A 9,623-nucleotide genomic window follows, 5' to 3' on the forward strand; every position below is an offset into this window, starting at 1 on the left:
GACAACGTCGCCGCCGAACTCAACGCCCGACCCCGCAAACGCCACAACTGGCGCACCCCAGCCGAAGAACTCCACCGACTACTGTCAGACCCGTCCACATTTGTTGCAGCGACCGCCTGAATCCAAGCAGGCCGGTCGGAGTCAGGAACACGGTCTCGACGAAGGTCTGCTTGAAGTGGTTCGTGGCGACCTGATCGTTGAACCACGGCACGTGCGAGTTGAAGTCGATGTCGACGTCGCCGTCTTCGAGAAGCTGATGGTCGTTGACGGAGTTCGTGGTCGACACCAACTCGAGGTCGATGCCCTGAGCCTTGGCCAGCTCGATCACCTTCTTGGTGATGTCCCCCTTGGGATCCGGTGCAGCCGCGATCTTCAGCGAGGCCGGTGTCGCGTGGTCGCCCTGTGCGCCGCAGGCACTGAGCCCGACGGCTAGGGCGATCGTGGCCAGTACAGCGGTCAACTTCGTGGAACGACGAGGAGACATGGGGTGTTGCCTTTCGAATTGATGGGTGAAGGCGAGAGTCAGCGGTGTGCCGACGCGATCCGCACGGCGACGTCGCCACAAACCTGGATGACCTGCACGATGACGATCAGCAGGATGACGGTCGCGAAGGTCACGGTGTTGTCGAAACGCAGGTAGCCGTAGGCGATCGCGAGGTCACCGAGGCCTCCCGCTCCGACCGCACCCGCCATCGCGGAGAACGCAAGCGTGCCGACCGCGAGCACGGTGCCCGCTGAGAGCAGCGCCGGAAGGGCCTCCGGCAGTAGCACTTTGCGAGTGGTCTGCAGCAGCGTCGACCCGGAGGCCAATGCGACGTCGACGACATCGCGAGGAACTTCGCGCAGCGCCGCCTCTGCCAGGCGCGCGAAATAGGCCGCGCCGCCGACTGTCAGCGGCACCAACGCGCCCGCCACGCCGATGGCGGTACCGATGAGCAGGCGGGTGACCGGAATCAGCGCGATCAGCAGGATGATGAAGGGCAACGAGCGGCCCACGTTGACGATCCATCCCAGCGACCCATAGACGAGGCGCGAAGGCCGCAACCCGTCCGGCGCGGTCACGACGAGGATCAGGGCGATCGGTATGCCGATCACCACCGACAGCGCGAAGGACGCGCCGGTCATCACCAGGGATTCGATCAGCGCGGGCCAGAGCACCTTCGGTAACTGGTCGATTGGAGTCGCGCCGAGCGCGACCGCCGTCAACGAGCTCATACCACCGCCTCTTCCACGTGAACACCGTTGGCCAGCAGCCACTTACGGCAATCCCGTTCCGCATCGACCGGCACGGTGATCGTGGCCAGCCCGACAGTGCGTCCGTCGATGGCCTCGATGGTCGCCGACGTCAGGCGGGGCCGGACGCCGACCGCGATGGTGAGCTCGGCGAGCCAGTCCTCGGTCGCCGACGCAGAGCCCAGGCGCAGCGACAGCCCGATCTCGGCGTCACCCGCTGGGTTGGCCGGCGGGGCGACGAACAGTTGGCGGCCCAATTCAGACGCGGGGTCGGCCGCCAGCTCGGCGACCACGCCCTGATCGACCACCCGCCCGTCGCGCAGCAGCGAGGCCCTGTCGCAGTAACGGCGAACCACGTCCATCTCGTGGGTGATCAACAGGATGGTGAGGTCAAGGTCGTCGTGGAGCTGCCGCAGCAGTCCCAGAATCGACACCGTGGTCACGGGGTCCAGCCCGGACGTCGCCTCGTCGGAAAGCAGAATCGGTGGGTTCAGCGCCAGCGCCCGCGCGATCCCCACACGCTGCCGCTGACCACCTGACATCTCGCTTGGGTAGGAGCGGGCATGGCGGGACAGCCCGACCCGCTCGAGCAGCTCTGCGACACGACGCCGCCGCTCGCTGCGACCGACGCCATGCACCTCCAACGGATAGGCCACGTTGCCCTCCGCGGTTCGGTGCGCCATCAGGCTCGACGACTGGAACACCATTCCCGCCTTGCGGCGCAACGCGACGACCTCGCGGCCCGACATCGGTGCCGTGACCGTACTGCCGTCGACCACGATCTCACCGCTGTCCGGGGTCTCGAGTCGGTTCACGCAGCGCAGCAGCGTGGTCTTGCCCGCACCGCTGGGCCCGATCACGCCGGTAACCGAACCGCGCGGAACATGGATCGACACGTCCTCGAGCACGGTCGATGTCTTTGATCCCAGCGCGAAGGACTTGCTGACGCCGCGGAGTTCGATCACATCTCACCGCCGCCCATCGCCGCGACGGATTCCGCGATGCTCCCGAGCGCGGAAAGCGAATCGCGCAGTGACAGATGCGTCGGCTGGAATTGCACCAGAAGATCGGTCGCCAGCCGCACCGTCGGATCCGACTGCAGCGCGTCGGTGATCCGGGCGGCTGAGCCGTGGATGACGCTGTGGCGCTCCAGAACCGTCGCGTCATCACCGTCGTTGAGAGCGGATGGGAGGCCCTCGCCACGCGACCAATCTCGGACGTCTGCGGCGGCGTGGGCCAGCATCGTGGCGTCGGGACCCGGCAGGATGGTTCGGCTGACCCCTAGTCGCGGCGGGCAGCCGTTGACCGCCGCGACCTGCCGGTACTCGAGGGCGATGGGATGTTGGAACCGACCCACCGGTTGCGCCTCCAGTGGCCACGATCGGACCAGTAGGACGCCCTGACCCAGCTGGGCGGCGGCCGCGGCGGCCTTGCGGGTGGTGGTGGCTCGCCACAACCGCTGCCCGAGCGAGGGCGACGGCGGCGTGAGCACGGCGCCACCGGGCAACGCGTCACCGGACAGCACCGAGGCGAGTACCCCGGCATTGACACTGCTGTCGTCGGCACGGCGACTGAAGTCCCGCGACATCGCGGTGAACGTAGGCGGATGCGCACCCGAGCCAAGGCCCAGCTCCACTCGCCCACCACTGATCAGGTCGACCAGCGCGGCGTCCTCTGCCGCGCGAATGGGATCTTCGAGCGCCAGTGTGAGCACCGCCGTACCCAGCCGGATGCGCTCGGTGCGCGCCGCGATGGCGGCGAGCAGTACCAGCGGTGAGGGCACCACTCCACCCTCGGCGCCGAAGTGGTGCTGCGCCAACCAGATCGAGTGATATCCGAGCCTCTCGGCCTCCACGCACACCGCGATGGTGTCGTCGACGATCTCACGGTCGGAAGCACCGGACGCCCCATGAGTGAGGAAGCCCAGCCGAGGCACGGTCACGGGGCCGCCACCAGCGGTGGGGTCTGCGCAAGGTGCTGACGCAGCCGTGGTGCCACTTCACGCGCCGTCAGTTCCAACGCGGCGATCGTCTTGGCGGGATCCACGGTGCCAGGGGCGGTTTGGCAGATCAGTTCTGAGGCGTGCGCAACGATTTGGTCGGCCAGCAGGCTGGCCACTACCTCATCGGGATGCCCGTGGTGCAGGTACGACCGGCGGAGGTACTCCTCGGCGTCGAGGCCTGCTGGAAAGTGGCCCTCCCGGACCATCTGTGCCGCATACCCGTTCACTCCGTCGGTCACGTCCCTCGTGGACGTGCGGCGGTCGCTGGCGGGGTAGACCGCGCGCGATACGCCGACACGGCGGGCGGTTGTTCCCGCTGCCGTCTGGTACGCCCGCAGCACCGGCAGTTGATGCTCGTCGGTAGGGGTGTCGGAGAAGTACACACTGCGCGCCAGGAGCAGGCCATTTCCGTTGCGCCCGATTCGTTGCGCACCGGACACACTGGTGGTCGACTCCCACAGTCGCCCGGCGAGGGCGGTGGCTGCCGGTTGGAGTGTCGCGTCCGTCGCGTTGATCGGTTCCCCTCTCAATGCCGATGTCAGCGCGCCGAGCTTCGTCGTGAAATCGACGTGGCGGCGCAAGATATCGGCCCCTGCCGCGGCGAACGTCTGCCGATGGCCGCCCGTCCCCACGCCGAGCTCCAGTCGGCCACCAGAGATGCTGTCCACCACCGAGGCCTGCTCGGCCAGCGCGAGCGCGTCCTCGGTGGGCAGCACCACCACCGCCGTGCCGAGGCCGATGCGGTGCGTGCGCTCCGCTGCGGCGGCGAGGAATACCAAGGGGGCTGGCAGCGATCCGTCGGTGTCCCCGAACCGGTGCTGCGCGACCCATCCCGTGTCGAAGCCGAGTTCCTCTGCAGCCTGGAACAAGTCGATTGCGATGCGCAGCGAGTCGGCGGGCGTGCGGCCTGATGTCACGTGGGTGCGGAAGCCCAACTTCAAGCTCACGCCACGGCCCCGCTCGCCACCAGGTCGAGCTCCCCTCGGATCTCGGTCGGCGCCCGGAGCAGGTTCAGCACCGGGCACACCGCGTCGACGTGAGCGACGAGGCGCTCGATGGTCTCGGCCGGCTCCGGTGACGTGACGCGGAGCAGGTAACGCAAGTCGGTGGGCTGCTTGGGGGCATCGTCGAACCCGTCGATGCCACCGCGCGGGTCGAGTTGCGCCGAGACCTGCACGTCCACCGTGTCGAGCACCACGTCCCATGCGGCCGCGTGGATGAGCAAGGTGTGCGCCAGGCAACTGCCGAGCACTCCGAGCTGCAACTCCGGCGAGGTCGGTCCGAGGTCGAATCCCGCATAGTCGGTCGAGCTGTCGCTGATCACCGTGTGCTCACGAATGTGAATCCGTCGGATGCCACTCGCACCAGCGACCTCCACTCGCGCCGACACGGTCAGCGGCGCGGTAGCTCCCCCGCGCACGCGGTCGACCAGGCGTGCACGCGCAGCGCGCTTCCAGGGCAGGTAATCACGAACAGTATTGTGCGACAACGGTTGTCTCTCTCATCCGACGGTGGTGATCCCGGTCTCTGGAACTGCTGCGGCGTCGGCGAGCAGTGCTGCGAGCTCACTGATCCGCATGGGTTCGTCCGGGAGGGATCCGGTACCCACCCAGACGTGTGAAGCGTGTGGCGCCTGGATCCGGCAGGCGGCACCGGAGCCGACCGTGACCTCGAGGCGAGAGAGCTGTTCGTGGGCATGCGATTCGTCGTCGACGGGGACCCACAGTGCGAGGCCGTCACCGTCTCCGGGTACATCGAGCCCATGCTGCCGCAGCGCTGCGGCCAGCGCCCTGCGCCGGTCGCGGTGTCTGCGCCTGGCGATGAGCAGGTGGCGCCCGGTCACCTCGTCAGCCAGTAGGTGGGCCAGCGCACCTTGCAGAAGGCGACTCGTCGCCAGCATGCCGAGCGTACGGATGCGGTCGATGCGCGACACCACCTCGGCCGGACCCGAGATGACGCAGGTGCGAATGTCGACCCCGAAGGCCTTGCAGTACGAGCGGATCAGCACGTGCCGATCGGGATGCACCCCGCCGAGTGAGCGCGCAGGCAACGAACTCGCCGGGCCGATGTTGTCGTCCTCGATCACCGTCACCGGCGACGGGGCACGTTCCAACACGGAGGCCAGTTCCTCGATGCGCCGGTGCGATACCGTCGTCCCACTGGGCACCTGGGAACGCGGTTGGTACAGGAATACGTCCGGTCGGCGAAAGAGGGCCTCCTGCAGCGCATCCGGGAGCGGCCCCTCGGCGTCGCCCTGCACTGGTATCGCAACTGCGCGGACCGCCCGCAGCGTATCGAGGATGCGCGGCGCGGTGGGCTGTTCGACGGCGACCGCGCCGCCGGGCCGGACCGTCGCGCGCAGTGCCAGCAACGTACCTTCATACCCCCCGTTGGCGACGGTGAAGGCAGCGGGCGCATACGGCCACGTCGCGGTCACCGCATCGAGCAGTGCCGGCTCCACGGCGTCGGTGTCGTGGTCCGCGCGGCGGCCCGCGGCGGCGGCGGCGAAGGCTGCCTCGAGCGGGGGCAGCAGCTGCGGATCGGGCAGATATTCGTCCAACGGATACTGCGACCACGGCCGGACGTCGTCGACGAAGGTGAGAGCCACCACGGTGCCGCGCCTGCGATCGGTGTGCAGCCAGCCGGCCCGGCGCAGCTCGGTCCACGCGACCGACACCGTAGCGGGACTGACGTTCAGCGCCTCCGCGACGCGGCGCACGGTGGCCAGTCGTTGCCCGGCGGGCAGCACCCCGTCGCGGATGAGCGACTCGACTGCGGTGGCGAGCGCGCGGGAACTCGGCTCGCCGACCGCTGCCAGGATCGCCGACAGACCGTCGTCGTTGCTCGTGTGGTGTGACATCCCGACCTCCCAGTTCACGTCGAACTGCTCGAAACTAGCAACGACGGCCCCCAGTGACAGGCTTAAACCCAGCGTGCGCGTATCTCGCGAAACTCGTTTTGAACATAGGATTTTCGATGGCTCCGCTAGCTCGCGGGGGTAGTCGACGGCTGGACAAACCGCGGACGGGTGCAGTCACCAGTACGGACATACCGCCGCGACGAGAAGGCTGCGCACCTCGTCAGCTGCTTTGCTCGCGAACCGGAGGCGTGTGACCAGCAGGCGGAGGAGCCAGGGCCCGATGCCCAGCCGCACCAGGCCCGCCATGGTGCGGCGGTAGTCGGCAGTGACGAAGCAGATCTCGATCAGTTCGCCAAGGAAGCTGTTCGACAGCCGGGTAGCGCTGACCACGGACGGCGAGGGTTCGACGATGCTCACACGCGTGCCGCCCGTCGACTCAGCACGAAGTACAGCCCGCCTGCCACGACGCTGCCCGACAACCACGAGAAGTCCGTATTGCCAAGCGCCGTCGCCAGTGGCCCCTGCATCGCGGGCACTAGGCCGTATTGCCAGGCCCATCCCGCGATGATGCCCGCGGCGAGACTGACCAGTCCCCCGGCGCGGTACCGCGGAATTCCATCAGACCCGGCGGGTTCGTAGAGCGAGTCCACGTCGAGCGCGCCGCGGCGCAGCACGACGTAGTCCACTGCGACGATGGTGGCCCATGGACTGATCCAGACCAGGATGGACACCATCCAGTTGTCGAAGGCGTGCGCAAAGCTGTCGGCCTCGACGAATACGGCGAGCACCGCGGACGCGAAGAGTCCGGCGATGAGCGTGACCTTCCACCGCGCTGCGCGCACCCCGATCGACAGCGCGGCCAATGCACACGAATACAGGTTGAGCACGTTGGTGGCGATTGGGCCGTGAATCAGCAAGAGCAGCACCGGGATTGCCATCACGCCGAACGTGCTCACCACCAGCGTCGAGGGGTCGCTGCCGTTGCCCGCGCTGGCCAGGCACGCACCAAGCGCCGCCAGCCATACCGTGGGGATGTACATACCGAGGGCCGACGACCAGAACACCGCCCGCGGCGATGCGCTTACCCGGACGAACCGGCTGTAGTCGGATGCGTACGGAATCCAGGTCAGGCCCCAGCCGATGCCGATCGCGGTGAGCAACTGCGTGATGGCGGTGACCTTGTCCCCCTGGTCCATCACCACGCCCGTAATCGTCCAGTTGACGTCCGTCGTCGCGATCGCCAGCACGGTCATCAGGCCCATCACGGCAGCGGTGACCGGGACGGTGTACTTCTCGAAACTTCGAATCGCATAGAAGCCGTAGAGCGCCAAGCCCAGCTGAATCGACATGATCCCCGCCGCGACGAGCACGTCGAGCCAGACACCGCCCGTCACGCCGGCTTCGGCCAGGATGGCCAGCACCAGGTCGAGCACGACCCACGTATTGACGCCGACCCATCCCATCGTGAGGAGGCACTGGACAAGCCCGGGGATCGACGCCCCGGACAACCCGAACGGGGCACGGCCCAGGACCATCTGGTTCACCGCGGTGCGGTGGCCGATGACGTTGAAGACGCCGAACACGGCACACCCGATCGCGTTGCCAGCCGCGACCACGATCAGCGTTTCGATCAAGCTCAGGCCCAACGTGATTCCCAAGGCGCCAAGCACCCAGTTGATCGGGGCGATGTTGGCGCCCGCCCAGATCCAGAACAGCTCCCACGGCGAACAGTCTCGACTGCCCTCTGGGATGGGCTCGATTCCGTGTGCATCGAATGGCACGGCGCTGTCGGTCGCCACGGGGTAGGACGTCAGTGGAGTCGCTGGCTTGCTGGTGGTCATGGCGGAAGCTCCTCGGTGCTCTGGGTTCCGCTCATCGAAACACCGTCGAACGCGGCCCAGCAGTGTATAAACATCCATGATGAGGAGCCCGAGATGGAGGTAGCCACAACACGATGCTGAATCTTCGAGCACTTCTCGACGACTCTGCGCTGGAGTTGACACTCGTCGTCACCGGCCCTCGCGATGCGGTCGACCGCGAGGTGCTGTGGTTGCACAACACCGAACTGCCCGATCCCTCGCCATACGTCCGTGCGACCGAACTGGTGCTGACCAACGGGCTGTGGCGGTCGAGCGTCACCGCCGGGCAGTTCGTCGCCGCGCTCGCCAACGCCAGGGCGTCCGGCTTGATCTTCGGCCTCACCGAGCAGACCCCTCAGCCGCCACAAGACCTCGTCAACGCCTGTGCCATCGCCGACATGCCCCTTGCGACCGTCTCCGTCTCGGTTCCGTTCACGGCGATCACCGAGACGGCGGCACGCATTCAGAGCGCAGCCCGCCAGGACGCGCTCGCCAGCCTGGTGCGCCGGGGGAACGCTCTCGCGACGTCGATCTCCCGCGGCGGGGGCGCCGAGGGTGTGCTCGAGGTCCTGCGCCGGGACCACGATCTGCCACTGGTGGTGGTGGACCGAATGGGCCGACGGCTGGCCGGGACCGTCGCCGATGTCGACGACGGCCTCGACGACGGTGCCGCCGAGGCGCTGGCCCGTCGTCCCCCGCCGCTGGAGGTGGACCTGCCCGACGGACGCCGCGCCGCCGTCTTCCTCGTCGAGGGCGCGGTGGGTGACGTGGATGCCGGCCTGTTCTGCCTACGGTCACTTGCCGAGTTGACTGCGGTGGAGCGCGACGCCGTCGAGCAGGCGGCCCGGTTTCTCAGTCTCGAGGTCACCAAACAGCAAGCGCTGCAGGCGATCGAGTCGCGGTTCGCCAGCGAACTGTTGGAGATGGTGCTGTCCGGCGCGGCCAGGATGCCGGAAGTTCAGGACAGGTTACGAGCCTTCGGAATCGACCCGTCGGCGCCGCTCGCCGTGATGACGATCGTCGTGGGGGACGATCCCCTACGCCCCGCCGGGTCGACCGACGAGATCGAGACATTCTTCACCAGTGGTGGCATGCCTGCGGTGGTCGTGCCCGGTAGTAGTGACACCGTCACCATCTTCCCGTGGCACCGTGCCGCGTCGGAGCTCGTCGAGTTGGCGGATCATCTGGTCACCACGGTGACGGCGCGCTTCCCCACCGACCGCACCGTCGTGGGAATAGGCGACGTGGCGGCCGACTCCACCGGCCTGCGTGAACCGTTGATCGGATCACGGGAGGTGTGCCACGTACTTCGCCGCCGCAACAGCGGGTCTCGCGTCGGTACGCTCGCTGACGTCGGCACTCACCGCATGCTGCTCGGTCTGCACGATCGTGCGGTGCTGCGTCGCTTCGCCGACGACATCCTCTTGCCCCTTCGCGCACACGACGAGCAGCACGACACCTCGCTCGAGCACACACTGCGCGTCTTCCTCGGCAACGATGCGCACTGGTCGACAACGGCGAGCGAGCTGTACGTCCACGTCAACACACTGCGCAACCGGATCGCCCGAATCAGCGAACTCACCGGCCGTGACGTGACACGCCTGGAGGATCGCGTTGATCTGTTCCTGGCGCTGGAGGCCGACTCGCTGAGCTGACCCCTAGTCCGGGT

Annotated in this window: 10 protein-coding genes; 1 reads left to right on the forward strand and 9 read right to left on the reverse strand. The window is 67.6% G+C overall.

The annotated features are described in order from the left end of the window. Positions 1-19: 19 nt before the first annotated feature. The 9 genes from ACRDUX_RS22120 to ACRDUX_RS22160 all read right to left on the reverse strand — a co-directional run bounded on the left by ACRDUX_RS22120 (position 20) and on the right by ACRDUX_RS22160 (position 7,936). Complete coding sequence (locus ACRDUX_RS22120) at positions 20-484, reverse strand: MetQ/NlpA family ABC transporter substrate-binding protein (RefSeq protein ID WP_526416524.1); 465 nt, start codon at positions 482-484, stop codon at positions 20-22. 38 nt (positions 485-522) lie between these two features. Further along, positions 523-1,215 carry a methionine ABC transporter permease gene (locus ACRDUX_RS22125; protein ID WP_526416526.1) on the reverse strand — a complete coding sequence of 231 codons (693 nt, stop codon included), beginning with the start codon at positions 1,213-1,215 and terminating at the stop codon, positions 523-525. After that, entirely contained in the window at positions 1,212-2,198 is a 987-nt protein-coding gene (locus ACRDUX_RS22130; protein WP_526416528.1) for a methionine ABC transporter ATP-binding protein, read from the reverse strand. Before ACRDUX_RS22130 ends, ACRDUX_RS22125 begins: the two co-directional genes overlap by 4 nt. Then, positions 2,195-3,175 carry an LLM class flavin-dependent oxidoreductase gene (locus ACRDUX_RS22135; protein WP_526416530.1) on the reverse strand — a complete coding sequence of 327 codons (981 nt, stop codon included), beginning with the start codon at positions 3,173-3,175 and terminating at the stop codon, positions 2,195-2,197. The genes ACRDUX_RS22130 and ACRDUX_RS22135 overlap by 4 nt, the downstream gene beginning before the upstream one ends. Beyond that, on the reverse strand, positions 3,172-4,182 hold the full coding sequence (locus tag ACRDUX_RS22140) for an LLM class flavin-dependent oxidoreductase (RefSeq protein ID WP_526416532.1): 1,011 nt from the start codon (positions 4,180-4,182) through the stop codon (positions 3,172-3,174). The genes ACRDUX_RS22135 and ACRDUX_RS22140 overlap by 4 nt, the downstream gene beginning before the upstream one ends. Further along, positions 4,179-4,655: an OsmC family protein gene (locus ACRDUX_RS22145; protein ID WP_526416534.1), complete on the reverse strand. Its 477-nt coding sequence runs from the start codon at positions 4,653-4,655 to the stop codon at positions 4,179-4,181. Before ACRDUX_RS22145 ends, ACRDUX_RS22140 begins: the two co-directional genes overlap by 4 nt. Positions 4,656-4,736: 81 nt before the next feature. Next, positions 4,737-6,095: an aminotransferase class I/II-fold pyridoxal phosphate-dependent enzyme gene (locus tag ACRDUX_RS22150; RefSeq protein ID WP_526416536.1), complete on the reverse strand. Its 1,359-nt coding sequence runs from the start codon at positions 6,093-6,095 to the stop codon at positions 4,737-4,739. 174 nt (positions 6,096-6,269) lie between these two features. Beyond that, positions 6,270-6,512, reverse strand: coding sequence for a hypothetical protein (locus ACRDUX_RS22155; protein WP_526416538.1), 243 nt, complete (start codon positions 6,510-6,512; stop codon positions 6,270-6,272). After that, a complete protein-coding gene (locus ACRDUX_RS22160) occupies positions 6,509-7,936 on the reverse strand; it encodes a cytosine permease (RefSeq protein WP_526416540.1) in 1,428 nt (475 codons plus the stop codon). The genes ACRDUX_RS22155 and ACRDUX_RS22160 overlap by 4 nt, the downstream gene beginning before the upstream one ends. A 113-nt stretch (positions 7,937-8,049) precedes the next feature. On the opposite strand from ACRDUX_RS22160, the gene ACRDUX_RS22165 reads away from it, so the two are divergent. Next, positions 8,050-9,609: a PucR family transcriptional regulator gene (locus tag ACRDUX_RS22165; RefSeq protein ID WP_526416542.1), complete on the forward strand. Its 1,560-nt coding sequence runs from the start codon at positions 8,050-8,052 to the stop codon at positions 9,607-9,609. The last annotated feature ends 14 nt before the right edge of the window (positions 9,610-9,623 follow it).

Source organism: Mycobacterium sp. (genome assembly GCF_050701675.1).
Taxonomy (GTDB): domain Bacteria; phylum Actinomycetota; class Actinomycetes; order Mycobacteriales; family Mycobacteriaceae; genus Mycobacterium.